12 protein-coding genes and 3 tRNA genes are annotated in these 19,396 nt (G+C 42.6%); 7 read left to right on the top strand and 8 right to left on the bottom strand.

Going from position 1 to position 19,396, the window contains the following annotated elements; genetic code table 11:
- Positions 1 to 92 precede the first annotated feature (92 nt).
- The gene (locus L4C39_RS15965; protein WP_429746871.1) at positions 93 to 524 is read right to left on the bottom strand and encodes an FKBP-type peptidyl-prolyl cis-trans isomerase; all 432 of its coding nucleotides are present in this window, start codon (positions 522 to 524) and stop codon (positions 93 to 95) included.
- 477 nt (positions 525 to 1,001) lie between these two features.
- Positions 1,002 to 1,739, bottom strand: coding sequence for a TetR/AcrR family transcriptional regulator (locus tag L4C39_RS15970; protein ID WP_113797875.1), 738 nt, complete (start codon positions 1,737 to 1,739; stop codon positions 1,002 to 1,004).
- A gap of 156 nt (positions 1,740 to 1,895) precedes the next feature.
- On the opposite strand from L4C39_RS15970, the gene L4C39_RS15975 reads away from it, so the two are divergent.
- From L4C39_RS15975 to L4C39_RS15985, 3 genes are read left to right on the top strand one after another with little or no spacing between them, the layout of a single operon-like run.
- The gene (locus tag L4C39_RS15975) at positions 1,896 to 2,972 is read left to right on the top strand and encodes an efflux RND transporter periplasmic adaptor subunit (protein ID WP_429746873.1); all 1,077 of its coding nucleotides are present in this window, start codon (positions 1,896 to 1,898) and stop codon (positions 2,970 to 2,972) included.
- A complete protein-coding gene (locus L4C39_RS15980) occupies positions 2,972 to 4,042 on the top strand; it encodes an efflux RND transporter periplasmic adaptor subunit (protein WP_429746875.1) in 1,071 nt (356 codons plus the stop codon). Before L4C39_RS15975 ends, L4C39_RS15980 begins: the two co-directional genes overlap by 1 nt.
- On the top strand, positions 4,039 to 7,101 hold the full coding sequence (locus L4C39_RS15985; protein WP_429746877.1) for an efflux RND transporter permease subunit: 3,063 nt from the start codon (positions 4,039 to 4,041) through the stop codon (positions 7,099 to 7,101). Before L4C39_RS15980 ends, L4C39_RS15985 begins: the two co-directional genes overlap by 4 nt.
- A 74-nt stretch (positions 7,102 to 7,175) precedes the next feature.
- Here the strand turns inward: L4C39_RS15985 and L4C39_RS15990 are convergent, their stop codons facing one another.
- From L4C39_RS15990 to L4C39_RS16000, 3 genes are all read right to left on the bottom strand, one after another.
- Positions 7,176 to 7,502: a c-type cytochrome gene (locus tag L4C39_RS15990; protein ID WP_113797883.1), complete on the bottom strand. Its 327-nt coding sequence runs from the start codon at positions 7,500 to 7,502 to the stop codon at positions 7,176 to 7,178.
- A 90-nt stretch (positions 7,503 to 7,592) separates the two neighbouring features.
- Positions 7,593 to 8,597: a low-specificity L-threonine aldolase gene (gene ltaE / locus L4C39_RS15995; protein WP_113797885.1), complete on the bottom strand. Its 1,005-nt coding sequence runs from the start codon at positions 8,595 to 8,597 to the stop codon at positions 7,593 to 7,595.
- Positions 8,598 to 8,607: 10 nt separating this feature from the next.
- A complete protein-coding gene (locus tag L4C39_RS16000) occupies positions 8,608 to 9,123 on the bottom strand; it encodes an NUDIX hydrolase (RefSeq protein WP_017053117.1) in 516 nt (171 codons plus the stop codon).
- A gap of 293 nt (positions 9,124 to 9,416) precedes the next feature.
- Here L4C39_RS16000 and L4C39_RS16005 point away from each other — a divergent pair, with 293 nt between their 5' ends.
- From L4C39_RS16005 to L4C39_RS16020, 4 genes are all read left to right on the top strand, one after another.
- Positions 9,417 to 11,078, top strand: a complete 1,662-nt coding sequence (locus L4C39_RS16005; protein ID WP_261889800.1) for an ATPase RavA domain-containing protein — start codon at positions 9,417 to 9,419, stop codon at positions 11,076 to 11,078.
- 11 nt (positions 11,079 to 11,089) lie between these two features.
- The gene (gene viaA, locus L4C39_RS16010; RefSeq protein ID WP_113797888.1) at positions 11,090 to 12,535 is read left to right on the top strand and encodes an ATPase RavA stimulator ViaA; all 1,446 of its coding nucleotides are present in this window, start codon (positions 11,090 to 11,092) and stop codon (positions 12,533 to 12,535) included.
- 172 nt (positions 12,536 to 12,707) lie between these two features.
- Positions 12,708 to 12,781, top strand: a tRNA-Cys gene (locus L4C39_RS16015).
- A gap of 181 nt (positions 12,782 to 12,962) precedes the next feature.
- The gene (locus L4C39_RS16020; RefSeq protein ID WP_429746881.1) at positions 12,963 to 14,564 is read left to right on the top strand and encodes an EAL domain-containing protein; all 1,602 of its coding nucleotides are present in this window, start codon (positions 12,963 to 12,965) and stop codon (positions 14,562 to 14,564) included.
- A gap of 129 nt (positions 14,565 to 14,693) precedes the next feature.
- On the opposite strand, the gene L4C39_RS16025 is transcribed toward L4C39_RS16020, so the two are convergent.
- The 3 genes from L4C39_RS16025 to fdhF all read right to left on the bottom strand — a co-directional run bounded on the left by L4C39_RS16025 (position 14,694) and on the right by fdhF (position 19,365).
- A tRNA-Gly gene (locus L4C39_RS16025) sits at positions 14,694 to 14,769 on the bottom strand.
- Positions 14,770 to 14,803: 34 nt separating this feature from the next.
- Positions 14,804 to 14,890 (bottom strand) — tRNA-Leu (locus tag L4C39_RS16030).
- A 278-nt stretch (positions 14,891 to 15,168) separates the two neighbouring features.
- Positions 15,169 to 19,365: a formate dehydrogenase subunit alpha gene (fdhF, locus tag L4C39_RS16035; RefSeq protein ID WP_429746883.1), complete on the bottom strand. Its 4,197-nt coding sequence runs from the start codon at positions 19,363 to 19,365 to the stop codon at positions 15,169 to 15,171.
- Between the last annotated feature and the right edge of the window lie 31 nt (positions 19,366 to 19,396).

Consider the following 19,396-nt stretch of genomic DNA (forward strand, 5'->3'; position numbering starts at 1 on the left):
AAGGCTTATTCACTTAAACTGATATCTAGTGGTAAACGGTAACGGGCTTTGTCTGGTGAAAACAAAGCCGTTTCGTTATATCCACCAGTGGATTAAAATATATCCAATAAGCGGATATCGATAGTTAAAACAGCATTCGGTCCAATGCTACTGCGATTTCCCTTTTTCCCCCACGCCAAATCTGGCGGGATTACAAATTCATAGCGAGAACCTAATGCCATGTATTGTAGTCCTTCGGTTAATCCGTCGATTGCTTCTTCCACACTAAATTTTTCTGGGCTGTTGGTCTTGTATGTATCTGCGATAATTTTCCCGTCAGTTAACAGAATTCTTTGATGAACCTCAACACTATCATCCATTGTTGGTTTGCGTTCATTCGTAGCTTCAATCACGCGATACATTAAGCCGGAATCAGTCATCGTGACGTCCGATTTTTGTTGATATTTGACAAGAAAATCTTCACTTTGCTTTCTATTTTGCCCAGCGGATCCTTTACCACTTTTTTTATCTTTATTGCGTGCCATTATTTATATTCCAAGCTGATAAATTGATTGGTTTGTAATTTGACTTTAGTTATATAAAAGCCTGATATTTCTACATAAAGAAATATATACATAATAATTAGTACCATTAAATATCATACCAAACCTAACAAATTACGGCTCACTTATAATTGAACGTAATGGTCACTTTTTGCGTGTTGGCACAGGAGTTAAATGATTTTTCATATTTATGACGGTGAACGACAGATTCAAGCGACATTATTTGAAATATACGTAAAGTGGCATCGATATAAAACGAGTTAAATTGATTTTAATTTATGTCGAAGGATTAGATCATCTCATTAGTACGTTGGGTAATGAAATTGTCACAGTTGAAACTAACACGTTGTTATCAAAAGTAGGCAAACCAATCTCTGAGTTACCTTGGCAGCTGAGCATGAGTTTAGATCAGGAATATTTTTTATTCTTGAACATCTCGCGGTACCATTTTATCGAAAATCACTCGGATAAGTCCGATTTTCGGTTACAGTTCATCTTGCATTCTACTTCATAAACTATCTCATTAAGTGAGGTCGGTTTCAGTTCATCTTGCGGGGCAATATGGAGTTTTCTAACCATACTTTGATTAAAAATCTGCCAGTGATTAAGTAAACATTGTGATTCACAAGTTGTTTCGTTGGCCCAAGTCTCTTTCATGAATGGAGTGAGACTCGCAGCGGCGTGCGCAGACATGATGGATTGCCACTTTATCTCTTCTATGCGGATCGGCGTTTCCGGAAAATCTCGGTTATAGTCAGCCTCAAGCTTATACACCACCGCTTCAATTTCACCCACGCTATCAATAAAGTAGTCTAATAGCTCTCCGGCCTGCCTCACAGCATCAGCGATAAACTGGATTGGCTCTTTTCTAATGAGCATGTGTGCTTGCATTCTAGTTATAAATAGATAGAGCGTTGTATTTGCGGTCAATCCTTGTGGCATTTCTTGAAGAATATGCTTCATATACGCCAGCATATACTCATGTAAAGAGTCACTAATGGAGTACCAAATGTTCTCTTTGCTGCCAAAATGATGACGGATCAAACTGTGTGAAACGCCAGCTTTCTCACTGATATTTCTTAGTGAAACACGCTCATACCCGAGCTCACAAAACATTTGAGCGGCAACGGTAATGATTTGATGCTTTGTCTCTTCTGCCGCCAGAGCACAGCGGCGACCTTGTTTTCTTTCCGTCATACGAACCTTCTTATCATCTAAGCTGTCTTTTTATCAGATTTCACAATATTTTTCATAAAAATAATTACTGCACAGGTGGAAAGTATACTTGATCTGAACATAAATAACTATATACTGCCCGCATGTATAATAAACCTGAACGTATTGGATTTCGTTATGATTAACTCCCCATCGTTATTTAGTAGTCAGCTGAAATTGACGGCAGTGATTGCTCTGAGTTTTTTTATGGTTGGCTGCAATCAAGCAAACTCAGAACCACAAAAAAATATTATTAAGCCAGTGAAACTCATCACGGTTCCAGATCTATCTAGCCAGCATACGGATAATTTCTTAGCGAAAATTGGTGCCACTGAGCGCGCAGAATTATCGTTTCAAGTCGCTGGTGAAATTGAGTCAGTGCCAGTAAGAATGGGTGAGATAGTTGAGAAAGGGCAGGTGTTAGCACAGCTTGATCCTACGGACTTCCAAATTGCGCTAGATGCGAAACAAGCTCAGTTTGATCTGGCTAAAACGCGATTCGACAGAGCGGAGAAACTGTACAGAAAGAAGTTGATCAGTACCGATTCTTTTGACCAAACAGAAACGTCTTACCAGGCTGCTTTAGTGTCCCTTGAGCAAGCGAAAACAGACTTGAGTTACACGACAATTTCTGCTCCTTTTGATGGTGTTGTATCACTTGATTTCAGCAAAGCACATGAACTTGTTGCGCCTAAGCAAGTGGTGTTGAACCTCATCAATAATGTAAAGATGGACGTGACGTTCAGCATTCCGGTGAAATACGTAGAAAAGAATGGTTTATCCGCAATTAAAAAGACGCAGCTTTTTGTTCGAATGGATAGCCATTTGACCCACCTTATCCCTGCAAATTTCAAAGAGATCTCTACTCAGGCCGATCAAGATACAAACAGCTATACCGCGGTTGTTAGCATCACTAAGCCTGAAGGTATTAACCTGTTGTCTGGCATGACTGGACAAGTGCAAGTAGTGAATAGTGAAAGAAGCTCAGGGTTCAAGATTATGGATTCGGCGTGGATCACGAAAACCAGTGATAAAGGAACACTTTGGCTTTTTGATAGTGAAAGCAAGCAAGTAGAGAAGACCCAAGTGATGCTTGATGACGAAGGTTACGTATTAGATGGCTTGAAGCAGGGTGACCTCATCGTTGTTGCTGGCGTTAGTGACATTTCGGAAGGACAGCAAGTGAAAGTATGGCAACGAGAAGGTGGAATCTAATGTCGTATAACGTGAAAAAAATAGGTTCATTATCTGTATTAATGCTGGCACTGACTGGCCTTCAAGGTTGTTCAGATGCAGATGTTGTTGCTCCGTCACCTCTATTACAAGTTTCAACGTTAACCGTCGATGCGCCTTTAGAGAGCCAGTATCGCAGCTTTAACGGCCAAGTAGTTGCGGCTGAGTTAACGTCTTTATCCTTTCGTATTGAAGGAGAAATCAATCAAGTTGCTGTTCAACCTGGACAATTTGTTAAAAAAGGCCAAGTCATTGCTACTTTAGACGATCAAAAAGCTAAGCAGAATCTAAAAGATGCGAAATCTCAATTAAACCTAGCAAGTCGCCAACTGAAGCGTGGCAACGACTTATACCGTAATGAGATGGTCTCAAAAGCTGAACTAGATGAATTGACTGCGAACTATAAATTGATGTCTGCAAACTTGAAAGCGGCGGAAATGGCCATCAAATACACACAACTACGTGCGCCATTTGATGGATTAGTGTCTGACGTTCCAAAAGACAATTTTGAAAATACAGCAGCAGGTGAAGTGGTCGCTACTCTATATAAAAACGACACGGTTTACGTACGCATTCAAATTTCAGACAGCGTTTTGGCGATGCTAAACCCAGAAGTTAATTCAGAAAGCTATCAACCTAGCGTTCGATTCTCAGGGGTTGACCAAGCTTATCCGATGAAATATTTAGAGCACACGAGTGAGTTACATCCTCAGTCCCAAACTTATGAATTTTGGCTACAAATGCCGCAAGTTTCCCCGATGATCATGCCTGGAACAAGTGCAACTGTCACTGTCGATATGATGAAAGCGGGCTTGAGTACTGTTCAGGGATATCAGTTGCCGATGACAGCATTGGATGCAGGGAGAGAAGAGGGTGAGTTCTTTGTCTGGAAAATGGTCAATGGAGCGGTTGAAAAAGTGAAAGTTGGCGTTGAAGAAACGACCAGTCAGGGTGTCATTGTTGAATCTGGCATTACTCAAGGAGACGTATTAGTGACGTCTAATCTAAGAAAACTTCGTCAAGGCATGGAATTAAAAGGAGCTGCTCAATGACTATCGCAGAGTACTCGATTCGTAACAAAGTAATCAGTTGGTTATTTATCGTTATATTAGCGATTGGTGGTGTGGTTTCATTTTCAGATCTAGGTCGTTTAGAAGACCCAGCATTTACCATTAAAGACGCAATGATCATTGCAAACTACCCGGGAGCAACGTCTCAAGAGGTAGAAGAAGAGCTGACATATCCGCTGGAAAAAGCGATCCGTCAGTTGCCGTACATAGATAAAATTACATCAACGTCATCAAACGGCATGTCACAAATGATGGTGAGCATGAAGATGGAGTATGGCCCAGACGAACTTCCTCAAATTTGGGATGAAATGCGTCGTAAGGTCAACGATCTTCGACCTGCATTGCCATCTGGTGTCACTTCTGTACAAGTCATGGATGATTTTGGTGATGTTTACGGCGTGATGATCATGCTAACGGGCGATGACTTTGACTATGTTGAACTTAAGCAATATGCCGATTACCTAACGCGCGAAATTGAACTTGTCGAGGGCGTGGGTAAAGTGAGTATAGCTGGTGATCAACAAGAGCAGCTTTTCGTTGAGATCTCATTAGAGAAGCTTGCCGCGGTCAATTTAGACATGTCCATCGTGAACAATTTATTGAATCAGCAAAATAGTGTTCAATCTGCTGGTGAAGTCATGCTCAATGGACAAAAACTTACCATTCGACCAAATGGCAGCATGAGCACGGTTGAAGAATTAGAAGAGCTGATCATTCACGGGCGTGATACAGGTAACTTAATTCGCCTAAAAGACGTTGCAGAAGTGTCACGTGGTATTCAAGAAAAGCCGTCAAATATCGTCACTTATAACGGTAAACCAGCGATCAACCTTGGTATATCATTCAGTTCAGGGGTTAACGTTGTTGAAGTTGGTAATGCGCTTAGCAAAGAGCTTCAAACACTTGAAAACATTCGCCCAGCGGGTGTAGAGCTAAATTATTTTTACAATCAATCGGCGGAAGTTGACCAATCGGTTAAAGATTTTGTTATCAGCTTAGCTGAAGCTGTCGCTATTGTGATCATCGTTCTGCTTTTTGCTATGGGGCTTCGAAGCGGCATCATCATTGGTTCGGTATTACTACTGACCGTAATGGGCACCTTCATTCTGATGAAGTGGAATAATATCGAACTGCACAGGATTTCACTTGGTGCTTTGATTATTGCTCTAGGGATGTTGGTTGATAATGCTATCGTTGTTGTTGAAGGCATCCTTGTCGGCATTAAGAAAGGACGTACGAAGGTCCAAGCTGCTAATGAGATCGTAAAACAGACACAATGGCCACTGCTTGGTGCAACGATTATTGCCATTACTGCGTTCGCTCCAATCGGTTTGTCTGAAGATGCGACAGGTGAGTTCCTTGGCGATCTTTTCTGGGTACTATGCTATTCGCTTTTCCTAAGTTGGGTGACTGCATTAACCATCACTCCGCTGTTGGCAAATCTATTATTTAAAGATGAAAAACCACAAGATGGCGATGAAGAAATAGACCCATATAAAGGGGCACTATTCACTCTATTTAAATCCATGCTGACATTTGCATTACGATTCAGATGGCTTACGGTTGTTTCAATGGTTGGATTGCTGGTCGTCTCCATTATTGGGTTTGGACAAGTGAAACAACAATTCTTCCCGCCTTCAAATACACCGATGTTCTACATTGATATGTGGATGCCTGAAGGTACTGATATCCGTGAAACATCGAAGCAAAGTAAAGAAGTCGAGCGTTATATTCGTGCGCAGGATAATGTTGAATTTGTTACTACTTCGACAGGACAAGGGCTACAGCGTTTTGCACTAACCTATCAACCAGAAAAAAGCTACGAAGCATACAGTCAGCTACAAGTGCGAATGAATGATCGTGAGCATATGTTTGACCTATTGCACTTGCTGGATAAAGAGTTAGCCACGAAATTTGACCAGCCATCATTCCAATTTAAGTTGATGGAGTTTGGCCCTTCACCTGCGTCTAAAATTGAAGCAAGGATCAGCGGTGCCGATCCACAAATATTGCGTGATATTGCGATTCAAGTAGAAGATATTCTTGCTGCTGACTCAGGTTCTAGAAACATTCGACATGACTGGCGCGAAAGAACGAAGGAACTGGTTCCACAGTTTAATGAATCTAAAGCGCGTCGTTTAGGGATCTCAAAGCAAGATCTGTCAGAAACATTGCAAATGTCCTTCGGAGGAAGTTCCATCGGGCTGTTGCGTGATGGTACGCATATGCTGCCGATTGTTGCTCGCTTGCCAGAAAGTGAGCGTGTCGATTTTGAATCGCTAAGTAATGTAAAAATTTGGAGCCCAACCCTTCAAACTTACATTCCGGTAGAACAAGTGATCGATGGCGTTAAGTTAAGTTGGGCTGAGCCACTGATTCAGCGTCAAGACAGAAAACGTACGCTAACAGTATTAGCTGACCATAATGTTTTGGGTAATGATACCGCGGCGAGCTTATTTGCACGCGTGCAACCAAAAGTCGAAGATCTTCATCTACCTGATGGCTATGTTATTGACTGGGGTGGTGAGTACGAGTCTTCAAAAGATGCACAAACATCTCTGTTTGGTTCATTACCAATGGGCTACTTGTTGATGTTCATCATTACGATGCTGTTGTTTAACTCGGTGCGCAAGCCTCTTGTTATATGGTTCACAGTACCTTTAGCCATTATTGGTGTATCGGTAGGCTTACTTGGTTCAAATCTACCATTTAGCTTTACAGCTTTCTTAGGTTTACTAAGCTTAAGTGGAATGATTTTGAAAAACGGTATTGTTTTGTTAGATCAAATTAATATCGAGTTAGAGAGTGGGAAGGATCCTTACTTAGCTGTGGTTGATAGCGCGGTTAGCCGTGTACGACCAGTTTCAATGGCAGCATTGACCACCGTACTAGGCATGATTCCACTTGTCTTCGATGCGTTCTTTGGTTCAATGGCTGTTACGATTATGGCGGGTCTTGGCTTTGCTACGGTACTTACATTGATTGTAGTACCTGTGCTATTTGCTATTTTCTATAAAATCAAACCATCCACTGCCGGCTAATTTGATTATTTACCGCCAAGCCCTACCGATTATTCGGTGGGGCTTTTTTCGTTTAAGGGACGAAGGAAACGTAATCAAGGTAGAGAAGAATAAAAAGCCGCAATATCTTTGAGATCTTGATCATTAAGACGCTGAAGTTGCGTTTTCATCATGCTGGCGTAATCGCCCGTTCTTTGGTCATTTTGATAAGCTTTCATGGCATTGAAAAGGTATTGTGGGTTTTGGCTGTTCAGATTGGGGTAAGTATTGTTCTGCGCGATACCATTTTGTCCATGACAGAATACACAGCTTGGCGACTTTATCTTACCAAGTTTAGGGTCTCCAAAAGAGGCCGCTGTGGTAGACAATGACGTGAGATAAAAGAAAGAAGCAACGAGATGAGTCAGGAAAGGTTTAGTCATGAAAATCTCACATTAAGAATATAGAACAATAAACTAAAGCCTCCCCTTAGGGGAAGCTCAAGTCATCGTTCTATAAAAAGAGAGTGAGATTTAACGATAGGCTTTAATTTTTTCTAGTACCGTATCAATATCACGCTCAGATATATCGTTGTGGGTAACAAAGCGAACCGGATTGCCAGGGCTGATGGTAATGCCATCCTGAGACAGCTTCTGCGCGAGAGATTTGATATCAACCGTGCTATCCAATTTTGCAAACACGATGTTGGTATGGATAAATTCAGGGTTAACATGAAACCCATCTATTGCCGCTAATCCAAGCGCGAGCTTTTTGGCATTGCTATGATCAATTTTGAGTTGTGGGACTTGCTCCGTGAGCGCTAATTTTCCAGCCGCCGCAAGAATACCCGCTTGACGCATACCCCCACCAAGCATTTTACGAATACGTCTTGCTTTGGCGATAAAGGCTTTATTACCAAGCAGCAGTGAGCCAATTGGGGCCGCGAGCCCTTTGGATAGACAGATCGTCATAGAATCAAAGTATTTGCCGATCTCTTTGACTTCCACATCTAATGCTGCCGCAGCGTTGTAGACTCGTGCGCCATCTAAGTGAAGTTGTAAGCCATGAAAATCGACAAACTCTCGTGCTTCAGCCAGATACTTCATAGGTAACACTTTGCCATTAATCGTATTTTCTAAACTTAGCAGTTTAGTTCGGGCAAAATGGCTGTCGTCAGGCTTAATCGCAGCCGTTAGTTTATTAAAATCTAGAGTGCCATCTGGGTTGTTCTCAATCGGTTGAGGTTGAATTGACCCCAATACCGCTGCGCCCCCGGCTTCAAATTTGTAGTTGTGGGCTTGTTGACCACATAAATATTCATCACCTCGTTCACAGTGAGACATAAGAGCAAGCAGGTTTGCTTGAGTCCCTGACGTGGTAAATAAAGCCGCTTCAAACCCATTCTCTTTTGCTACCCACTCTTCAAGTTCATTAACGGTAGGATCATCGCCATAAACATCGTCGCCAACTACTGCTTTCGCCATCGCATTGCGCATTGATTGTGTAGGTTTTGTTACTGTGTCCGAACGAAAGTCCATTTAAATTCTCCTAAATATAACCGCAAAGTTTGGCTTTACTTAAACATGCAATAGTTTTGGCATCAGTGATGCTTTCTTGTCGTATTTTATCTTCCAACTCATCAAGTGACAATGTCACAACCTCGATAATTTCGTCATCATCACAAGCGTAGCGACGAGTCTCACTGAGTTGTTTTGCAACATAAAGGTACTGTATTTCATCACAAAACCCAGCCAGAGGAGTGACAAGGCCAAGAGAAATGAACTCTTCACCACTGAATCCAGTCTCTTCTTCTAGTTCTCGTTTAGCGCATTCTAGAGGCTGCTCCCCCGGCTCAATCGTTCCCGCTGGTAGCTCTAAGAGCCACTTTTTTAATGAAGGGCGAAATTGATTGATTAAAATAATGTTGCCACTTTCTGTCACAGGAAGAATAACTGCAGCGCCGGGGTGGTGGATCATAGTGTGAGAAATCGTATTGCCGTTGGGGAGGGCGATATCTTCTTCAATGAGGGATATGTTTTTCCATCTATGGATAATTTTGCTCATGCAAATAGGGTCACTTTTTCTAGCATGCTGCCCAATTTTGGGTTGATAGCAGAAACCTTAACGATAAATAACGTTTAGCGAAAGCAAAAAAATGCAAAAAAGTTGTTAACTGACCACCTCAGTAGGTGATGTAGTTCCCAAAAGTGCAAACTATGATTGCCGTGAATTCCGTGGTACACAGATCTGATATAAGTACGAGTCAAATTTTAAATTACACTTGTAACAAAGTGATAACAAATGTATATATTTATTATATACATTTATAAAGTACATATTCCCCAAGGAGTTCCGGAATGATAAACACCTCGATAGCGTCTCATGCACAAAAGGCATTGCTTTCGGAACGTATTAATAAGCTTGCTGCTGCGCTTTCAGATGGTGTTTACGAACGAGAAGACACGATAAAGCTTTGCTTACTGGCCGCGCTCGCTGGCGAAAGTGTGTTTCTGCTCGGTCCTCCGGGTATTGCCAAAAGTTTAATTGCCAAACGCTTGATACAAGCATTTGATAATAGTAGTTATTTTGAGTACTTAATGACACGCTTCTCTACCCCGGAAGAGGTGTTTGGGCCATTAAGCATTCAAGAATTAAAAGATAATGGACGTTATGTTCGTTTAACCGAAGGGTACCTTCCTACGGCTCAAGTCGTATTTCTTGATGAGATTTGGAAAGCAGGGCCTGCCATTCTGAATACACTGCTCACTGTTGTGAATGAAAAGACATTTAAGAATGGCAGTGAAATCGAACGAGTTCCAATGAGGTTGTTGGTTTCGGCATCCAACGAGCTTCCCGATGAAGAGAGCGGTCTCGATGCACTTTATGATCGAATGTTAGTGCGAGTGTTTGTCAATCGAATTCAAAATAAGCAGAACTTTAAATCAATGCTTACCGTCGGTACGACGCAAGAAGCCATCATTCCTGAAGGGTTAGCCATTACCGATACGGAATACCACCAGTGGCAAGCTGAGCTTGAAAAACTAGAACTGACGGATGATTGCTTCGAAAAACTGTTCCAGTTAAAGAGCATGTTGGAAAAAACTATCGAGTCTAAAGGCATTGATGCCTCTGTCTCGGACATGTATGTATCTGATCGTCGCTGGAAAAAAGCCGTCAAGCTTCTCAAAGCAAGTGCTTTCTTTAATGGAAGAGATGCCATTAATCCTCTTGATTTACTTCTTCTGCAAGACTGTTTATGGAACAGCCCAGAATCAAGGGATTTGGTACGAGATGTGATCAAAGAGTTCGCCTTGCAGTATGCTTTTGATCAGCAAGAGGTGACTCAACAAATCGAACTGTGTAAAGAAGAGTTAGCGGATATTCAAGCAGAACTAGAAGCACAGTTTGGCGTAGTACTCACAATGGAAGCTGCATCTGGCCTATTGCGCAAAGAGGTGTACCAATTTGATACATCGAAAGCGAAGCAGTACAAAGTGGGGAATGCCACCAACTTAGTCAAACTGGTTCTCCTGCAAAGTAACCTCTCTGTCTCGGAGTCTGAAAAGGGGGATAGCCGTTGGGTTTATGTACCTAAAGATGAACTTGAACGAGTCGTCAAAGAGGGGCATGGGGATGTCTATGGCTATGTAAACCAGAACACTAGCTTGTGTCGTTTACGTTTCGATCTCGATGCTTCAAATCAGTTGGTCATAAAAGATATTGCTAATCGTGCAGTGCTGGTTAGCGTGGTGACAACTGAAGGATTGGATGAAAATGTTTATCAGCAGTGGAACACGAAAGCGGATCAAGCTTTAGCTCAGCTTCATAATGCAGAACATCATTTAAGGCTTGTGAAATCTAATTTCCACGGAGCGCTTCCACATAACTTTATCGACCCTGAGCTGCCTGTTGCCATGGAATCGAGCTTGCAGTTAGTTTCTCAGTTACTTGAATCTACTCAAAAAGAGAGTGAAAAAATCGCGCAACGTATTATCAATCTGAAACATTTTTTTGAGTAAGAGGGGTAAGCATGCTAGGAGCCGATGGACTTAATTTAGCGCTGATGATTGCAGACTCCGGTATTATTGATACCGCAGTTAATGATCTACTTGCACGTTCACAAGTGATGATGGTGGCTGAAAATCAAGGTGTAAAAAGCTCAGTCAAAAACCACTTGAACAAGTGGCGAGGTAGTGTAAAAAAACGCATCACTAAAGTATGTGAAACTGAACGTTTTCAGCATGAACTTTCTCTTTATCAAGAAGTGATCCATTGGGATGAAGCGACATTTTTCTTAAAAATTAATGACGTCGTAAAAGAGCTGGAGTGGCACTCTGCTTTCTATATTCAAGCCCGCCGCTTACTTGAAAAAAACAAAGCCATCAATAATCCCATGTTCCCGCATTACTTTTGTGATCAGTGGTATAAAAGTCTATCCGATGCGATTAAACAAGCTCAAGTGTCTGAGCTTAAAGTGAATAAAGAGAAAGTGTTAGCCGATCTTTATCAGCGAATGGAAACCATGAAAAGCATGGATAAAGTGACAGATACTGGTGATGAAGGCAGTGTTGGTCGCTTATGGGATATGGCGTCTGCGAAGCTTAGCCGAACTGATTTAAGTGTCATGAAACGCCATGCTGAGTTCTTAAAGAAGAATAAAGGATTACAAGAGATCGCAGAGCAGCTTGGTCGCATGGCTGGGCAGGTGGATGATCCGGATTTAAACAAAGCACCAGCAGAAGAGCTGCAGATGGTGGAAGAGAAAAGTGATGAAGCGACAGATGATATTGTTGGCATTCATGAAAGTGATGATTTAAATAAACTTCTACCAAATGAAACCATGTTTTTAGCCTACCCAGAGCTTGAAGTGGTGTTTTATAAACATTTAGTTGATAAACGTCTCATGAACTATCGTATGCAGGGCAAATCTCGCACCTTACGTAAGGTGAGAGCGCATAAGCCTGAACATAAGCAGCTTGATGTAGAGAAAGGGCCCTTTATCGTTTGTGTTGATGCCTCTGGCTCAATGAGCGGCTTCCCTGAGCAGTGTGCAAAAGCGATGGCGTATGCGTTGATGCAAATCGCGCTAGCAGAAGAGCGTGAATGCTATGTCATTCTATTCTCTACAGAACAGATCACTTATGAACTTACTCGGCCTGATGGCTTACGTGAGGCGAGTGATTTTCTGAGTTACAGTTTTCATGGCGGGACAGATTTGGAACCAGTGCTGATCAAGTCGATTGATCTGATGAGTAGTGATAAATATCGAAATGCTGACTTAGTTGTTCTATCGGACTTTATCGCGCCGAAGCAGCCTGAAGAGGTTTTAAAGAAAGTCGCGCAGTTGAAAGCACGTAAGAATCGATTCCATGCTGTGAGCTTGTCTAAATATGGAAACCCTGCGTTGATGTCGATGTTTGATCATAACTGGGCATATCATCCAAATATTGTAGGGCGTTTAATTAAAAAGTGGTAACCATCACTTAAGTATTGCTGTTCAATAAATAACAGATCAGATCAAAGCTTCAGCAAGTTGAGGTAAATACAATCAAACAAATTTAATTTTCACTTTTTTGTTTGACTCTGTTCGCTCAATCCGTAAAGTATGCCTCAACGCAAAGGGAATCCCCTAACGCGTTGAAAAATATGGCGCCTTGGCAGAGTGGCTATGCAGCGGATTGCAAATCCGTGGACCTCGGTTCGACTCCGGGAGGCGCCTCCAGATTTTGATAAAAAACCTGAGCTTTTAAGCTTGGGTTTTTTTATGCCTAAAATTGCGTATTTTATGGATTGAGTCATAATTTTACCTTTGAGTTCTTGAACAAATTGTTTAAATGTATATCGTAAGGTAAAAATAAATTGTCCACCTTATCTCTACCAGCGTAATAGACTCAGGAAACTCAATGCCATTTCCTCAAATATCATTTAAATATAATGATGGTGTGAAAACCGTCTTGTTTTTCCTTTTTTCCTTTTTCATGTCCATGCTTCTCCTTGTTCCATTTGCCTCAGTACACTACGAAAATGTGACGTTAAATGCTGTCCATTCTGTTGAAGTTAAGCTAGATGCAATCAAGTCGGATTTCCAAAAGTTCATTGCTCAAGATAGCTCTGAAAAAGGGTGTCCATTAATGGTTCAGGAGTTACGACAAAGTGTTTTTGGCACCCATATGGTGAAAGAGGCTGCCTTATTTGATTCTAGTGGCCTTTTCTATTGCTCAACGACTGACGGTAGTGTGTCTTTTCAACTATTTGAGTCTATAGAGAGGCGTTTAGAGGCTACGAATACGACACTATCTTATTCAAGAGCCGCCGTTACTGGTCTGAAATCGATAATGTTGATATTCACAAATGGGAAGAATGGTGGAGTGAGTCTTCTCATTCCGCCGAAATATATCTATGACGTTGTTCAGTCAGAACTTGGAAAAGATGATATTCATACTAAAGTTGAAGTCATCGGAAGGGATATTAATCCAAGTGTTAGCAGCCGTTATTTATCTCATAAGCGGTTTAAATCGAAGAAGTACCCACTCTCTGTCACCTCGTATATAGATGGCTTATATTACTTTCAGTATATGTTGAACTATATATGGTTTGGATTTCTTATAGCAGGAGTCAGTACCGTTGCCATCGTTTTTCAGCAACACAAAAGACTTGTTCAGAGAAGTTTGGGTTTTTCATTAAACAACGCGTTAGATCAGGGTCACTTGCATGTCCATTATCAGCCCATTGTTGATCAACGCTCCAAAGAAGTGGTGGGTTGCGAATCTCTATTAAGATGGAATGATCCGATAGAAGGGGCGGTATCACCTGCTATTTTTATCCCTTTAGCTGAAAATTTAGGCTTAATCGAGGATCTTACCTACTTTGTACTCTCTGAAGCCCTCACTCTGATAGATAAAAATCCTAAGTTATTTGAAACTCGTTATGTCAGTGTGAACATAAGCCGTAAAGTAGCATCTAACGCTCAGTTTTTTGACAAAGTGACCTCTATTTTTGAAGGAAAAACTGAAGAGCTTCAAAAAATTGTGTTTGAAATTACGGAAAATGGGGAGTGCTCAGGAGAAAATATGAAGCAGATCCTCCTGAATCTTCAAAAATTCTCAGCACTCGGGGTGAAAATTGCCGTTGATGATTTTGGGACAGGGTACGCAGGATTAGACTTTGTTAGACAATTTCCATTTTCAGTCTTAAAAATAGATCGAGTGTTTGTTAAAAACATCACTGATGAATCGAGCATTGGGCTACCTTTGCTTGAATCGATGATCCAATTATCTAAGTCTCTTGATATGAAGCTTATAGTCGAGGGTGTTGAAAACGAGCTTCAGCTTTCCGTGTTATCTAAAATGGGCGTCAAATACATACAAGGTTTCTACTTCCATAAACCGATGCCAAGAAGTGAGTTTATCCATTTGCTGAAGAAGAACGTGGGGCAGCCTCAAACCGCTTCTGAACATCAACCTGCTTGCGAACCTGAATATCTTGGTAATATTCAATCTCTTTAATTCTGAGGCTGGTCACGAGTTGTCATCATAGCCTAACCGTAACGAGACTGTGCTTTCAGCCGGTCAATTCCAGATGCAAAAAAGCCCTGACATTTCTATCAGGGCTTATGCTTTCTACTTAGAGAAATTTGGAGCGACACACGAGGTTCGAACTCGTGACCTCAACCTTGGCAAGGTTGCGCTCTACCAGCTGAGCTAGTGTCGCATTGCTGAATTCAAAGAATACAGGCTTTAAAAGATGGTGCCCCGGGCCGGACTTGAACCGGCACAGCGCGAACGCCGAGGGATTTTAAATCCCTTGTGTCTACCAATTCCACCACCAGGGCACGCAATTCTTGATTGCGATAATCGGCACCATTGTCTCGAAAGACGTTTCCAATTTTCGTAAATTCTTTTGTCTGGGACATCTCCCTGAAGACGAGACGTACTTTAACGTATTCTGGATAAGAGTCAATAATAAATTTTATTGTTTTGATTCAAGTGGTTAAAAACCGATCTTGCGACTATTTTGCAAGCAAAGTTTGTCTAATAAAAAAGCATAAAAGGGAAAGCCCAACAGGTGCTGGGCTTTGTGATGTTACGTTATGTCATGAATTTGGAAAATTTAGTGTGGCTGCATCTCCAACACTTCGACTTTCACTGCTGCAACTTTAAACTCAGGGATCTTAGCGTGAGGATCCGTTGCAGTGGTTGTAAGTCTATTTACAGGAGACTCAACAAAGTGGAATGGAATAAACACCACCCCTTTTTGCATTCGTTTTGTCACAAAAGCATCTATTTCGATAGAACCACGTCGAGTCGATACTCTTAGTGGTTGACCGTTCTTGATTCCAAGGGCTTCGGCATCAGCAACACTGATCATCGCACGTGGACCGGCTAGGTTGTTCAGTCCTTTTGTTTTACGAGTCATCGTGCCGGTATGGAACTGTTCAAGTACGCGACCTGTTGTAAGCACAAGAGGGAATTCGTCGTCAGGCAGTTCTGCGGCATACCTGAATGGAATCGCCTCCATTTGACCCCGCCCACGAGTAAACTGAGTTTGGTGCATAATACGAGTGCCTTCAGGGTTATTTTTGTTACTCGGCCATTGGATCCCATCAATGGTGATGTTCTCCCAACGTAACCCGCCATATTGTGGTGTTACGCGGGCAATCTCGTCTGTAATATCTGAAACGTATTGGTAATTCCATTCGCCGCCCATAGCATTAGCAATAGATTGGATGATCACCCAGTCCTCTTTTGCTTCGCCAGGTGGTTTTACGGCAGGATTAATACGCTGAACTCGACGTTCGGTATTGGTAAAATGGCCGCCTTTTTCTGCAAAAGAGCAAGAGGGCAGGACCACATCCGCATACTGAGCGGTTTCAGTTAAGAAAATATCTTGTACCACCAAGAAATCTAACGCTTCTAATCCCTCAATAACGTGCGCTTGGTTAGGGTCACTCAACACCGGGTTTTCACCCATAACGTACATACCGCGCACTTCACGCTTACATGCGGCGTCAATAATTTCAGTTAAGGTTAAGCCAGACTCGATAGGAAGGTTTGGAGCGTTCCATTCCATTGCAAATTTTTGGCGAACTAATGGGTTATATACTTTCTGATAGCCCGGATAGTTATTCGGTAAAGCCCCCATGTCACAAGCACCTTGAACATTCGACTGACCGCGTAATGGGTTAATACCACCGCCTTCAATTCCGATATTACCGCAAAGAAGTTGTAAGTTAGCGATAGAACGAACGTTATCGTGTCCTGTTGTATGTTGAGTGATCCCCATTGAGTAGTAAACTGCGGTGCGTTCCGCAGTACCAATTAAACGAGCCATTGCGAAAATATCGTCTGCCTTAACGCCTGTCACTAGCTCTACTTTATCCAGAGCGTAGCTAGGTGACATGACCTCTTGCAGCAAGGTATCAAAACCATCGACGCGATCTTCAATGTACTCTTGGTCGTACCAACCGTGTTTGATAATTTGCTGCATGACCCCGTTAATCAGCATCACATCAGTACCGGGGCGGTGTGCTAGATACAATTCCGCGTGGTCTGAAATATCAATACGTTTTGGATCTGCAACGATCAATCGCGCTCCATGATGACGCACTGCCTGTTTAATGTGCGACCCAATGATAGGGTGAGCGGCAGTGGTATCTGAACCAATGATGAAAATGACATCCGAGTGTTTAATACTTGGAATATCATTGGTCATTGCGCCACTTCCTAGCGAGGCTTCGAGGCCAGTTACGGTTGAGGCGTGACACAACCGAGCACAGTGGTCCACATTGTTCGTTCCAAGCTCACGACGAATGAACTTTTGGAAGGCATAGTTATCTTCGTTGGTTGTTTTGGCAGATGAGAAGCCAGCTAGGGCATTACCACCAAATCCATTTTTAATGGCACTGAATTTCTCTGCGACGAGTGTAATTGCTTCATCCCAACTCGCAGGCTGTAACCAGCCATCTTTTCTGATGAGCGGTGTAGTTAAGCGGTTGTCATCGGCGATAAAGTCGAAGCCAAAGCGTCCTTTAACACACAACATGCCTTCGTTTACTGGAGAGTTTGCTCCTTCAACATACTGAATTTTATTGCGTTGCTCGTCCACATACATGGTGAGCTTACAGCCAACACCACAATAAGTGCAGATCGTATCAACCGCTTTCAATGCTTCGGTTCGGCCTTGAGAACGATCACGAGCATCGGTCATTGCGCCTGTTGGGCAAGCTTGAATGCAAGCGCCACACTGAACACAGTTAGAATCACCCATTAAGGTTTTATTTGCCCCAAAGTTTGGACGGCATTCAGGTCGAGAAGCGGGCGTTCCATCTTTATTGGTCATAAAGCTTAGAATGCCGTGCACCGATTGATCTCGACATGCTTGTACACATTGACCACAACTGATGCAGCGGTTTGCATCGAAAATCACAAATTCTGAACTGCTATCGACTTCGAATTTTTGACGCGATTCTTTGCAGCGATTCTCTTGCCAGTAGTCGTTCGATTGAATGTCGATAGCATGGTCGAAAGTTTGTACTGCGCCATATTCGGTCGAATAATCACGAAGGTCACAATCAGTATTGGCTTGGCAACCACACTCTAAGCATCGTGCTGCTTCAGCGATCGCATCAGCATTATCAAAGCCAGTCTCTACTTCATCAAAACTCTGTGCGCGCTGTTCTGCGGTGAGCTCCGGCATGATTTTACGCGCGACTTTTTGTAGATTCTCAAATTGCAGCGGATCTATTTGCTTAAGCTTCTTCTCTTTACGTGAATTAAATGGAGTAACAGGGATATTTTCCATGTCACCATTGAAGAAGCGATCCATGGCTTCGGCTGCGATACGTCCATCACCAACGGCTTCGACTGCGGTGGCTGGGCCACGACGAAAATCACCAATACTGAATATGTTGCTCGTTCCGCTATGCATCGTTTGCGGATTCGCGTCCGCCGTATTCCAGCGAGTTAATGGAATTTCGAGTGATTCGTTATCCATAAAGCTCAGGTCTGGCTTTTGTGATACTGCCGCAACCACCGTATCAAAAGCTTCTGTGAAAAATTCACCCGTTGGTTTTGGACTGCGTCTGCCAGATGCGTCTGCAGGACCAAGCTTCATGCGCTCTAATCGAACTTCTTTGACATGGCCATTGTCGTCGCTCATGTTTTCGACGGGGTTGGTTAAAAAGTGAAATTTCACCCCTTCATGTTCTGCTTCTTCAATTTCGTAATCTTCTGCAGGCATTTCATCGCGAGTTCGACGGTAGATGAGTGTAGTGTCTGCGCCATCACGTACTGCCGTTCTTGCGCAGTCAATTGCCGTATTACCACCTCCAATAATGGCGACTTTTTTACCCGTAGTATAAGTCTGTTCAGTTACATAATCTTTTAGGTAGTCAACACCAAGATAACAACCATCAAGTTCGCTTCCGGTGTAATTCATCTCTACCGCTTGAGACGCACCAACCGCGAGACAAACGGCATCATAATCTTCACTCAAACTTGATAAGGTAAAATCAACACCAAGTTTTTTGTTGCACTCAATCACCATGCCATTGCGGCACATTAATTCTATCTCTTTATCGAGAATGCTTTTAGGTAAGCGGTATTCTGGAATGCCATAACGCAGCCAACCACCCGCTTGAGGCATGGATTCAAATACAGTGACTGAATAACCTTCATTTGATAGAAAATAGCCCGTGGTTAATCCGCCAGGGCCACTACCCACAATAGCCACACGTTTATTTTTGTCGGCTTTCTTCGGTGGTGTATAGCTCTCTTGGGCGGCTAAATCGGCATCTGCGGCATGTCGCTTAAGTTGTCGAATTGCGATGGAATCATCCACCAAACCTCGACGACATTCGGTTTCACAAAAAGCAGGACAAACGCGGCCAATTGAGAGAGGCATAGGAAGAGTGCGTTTGATGACCTCGATTGCTTTTTGGTGATCGTTTTGTGCGATATGGAATAGGTATGATTGAATATCGACACCCGCAGGGCAGGCGGTTTTACAGGGTGCTTCGCAATCTGCATAGTGATCCGTCATGATACGGTTTAGCGCTTTCTTTCGGTGAGCGCTCAGAGCCTTAGATTGAGTAATTACATTGAGCCCATTATAGACTTCAATCTCACATGAACGTTTTGTTCCGCCACTTTCCACTTCTACGACACAAAGATCGCAGGGCACTTTATCCGCTGTTTTATTGAGTCCGCATAAAGATGGAATGTCGACACCACAGACTTTGGCTGCTTCGAGTAAAGTTTGCCCTTGTTCGGCAATTCTATGTTTACCATCGATAACTATTTGAACCATACGTTCCTCGCTTATTGAATGCGGATGTGCC

This window comes from Vibrio clamense (assembly GCF_050337905.1).
GTDB classification, from domain to species: Bacteria; Pseudomonadota; Gammaproteobacteria; order Enterobacterales; family Vibrionaceae; genus Vibrio; species Vibrio cortegadensis.

Excerpts from the sequence above, each read along its gene's own strand:
- L4C39_RS15965 (WP_429746871.1), bottom strand. The coding sequence starts at position 524 with ATGGCACGCAATAAAGATAAAAAAAGTGGTAAAGGATCCGCTGGGCAA.
- L4C39_RS15970 (WP_113797875.1), bottom strand. The coding sequence starts at position 1,739 with ATGACGGAAAGAAAACAAGGTCGCCGCTGTGCTCTGGCGGCAGAAGAG.
- L4C39_RS15975 (WP_429746873.1), top strand. The coding sequence starts at position 1,896 with ATGATTAACTCCCCATCGTTATTTAGTAGTCAGCTGAAATTGACGGCA.
- L4C39_RS15980 (WP_429746875.1), top strand. The coding sequence starts at position 2,972 with ATGTCGTATAACGTGAAAAAAATAGGTTCATTATCTGTATTAATGCTG.
- L4C39_RS15985 (WP_429746877.1), top strand. The coding sequence starts at position 4,039 with ATGACTATCGCAGAGTACTCGATTCGTAACAAAGTAATCAGTTGGTTA.
- L4C39_RS15990 (WP_113797883.1), bottom strand. The coding sequence starts at position 7,502 with ATGACTAAACCTTTCCTGACTCATCTCGTTGCTTCTTTCTTTTATCTC.
- ltaE (WP_113797885.1), bottom strand. The coding sequence starts at position 8,597 with ATGGACTTTCGTTCGGACACAGTAACAAAACCTACACAATCAATGCGC.
- L4C39_RS16000 (WP_017053117.1), bottom strand. The coding sequence starts at position 9,123 with ATGAGCAAAATTATCCATAGATGGAAAAACATATCCCTCATTGAAGAA.
- L4C39_RS16005 (WP_261889800.1), top strand. The coding sequence starts at position 9,417 with ATGATAAACACCTCGATAGCGTCTCATGCACAAAAGGCATTGCTTTCG.
- viaA (WP_113797888.1), top strand. The coding sequence starts at position 11,090 with ATGCTAGGAGCCGATGGACTTAATTTAGCGCTGATGATTGCAGACTCC.
- L4C39_RS16020 (WP_429746881.1), top strand. The coding sequence starts at position 12,963 with ATGCCATTTCCTCAAATATCATTTAAATATAATGATGGTGTGAAAACC.
- fdhF (WP_429746883.1), bottom strand. The coding sequence starts at position 19,365 with ATGGTTCAAATAGTTATCGATGGTAAACATAGAATTGCCGAACAAGGG.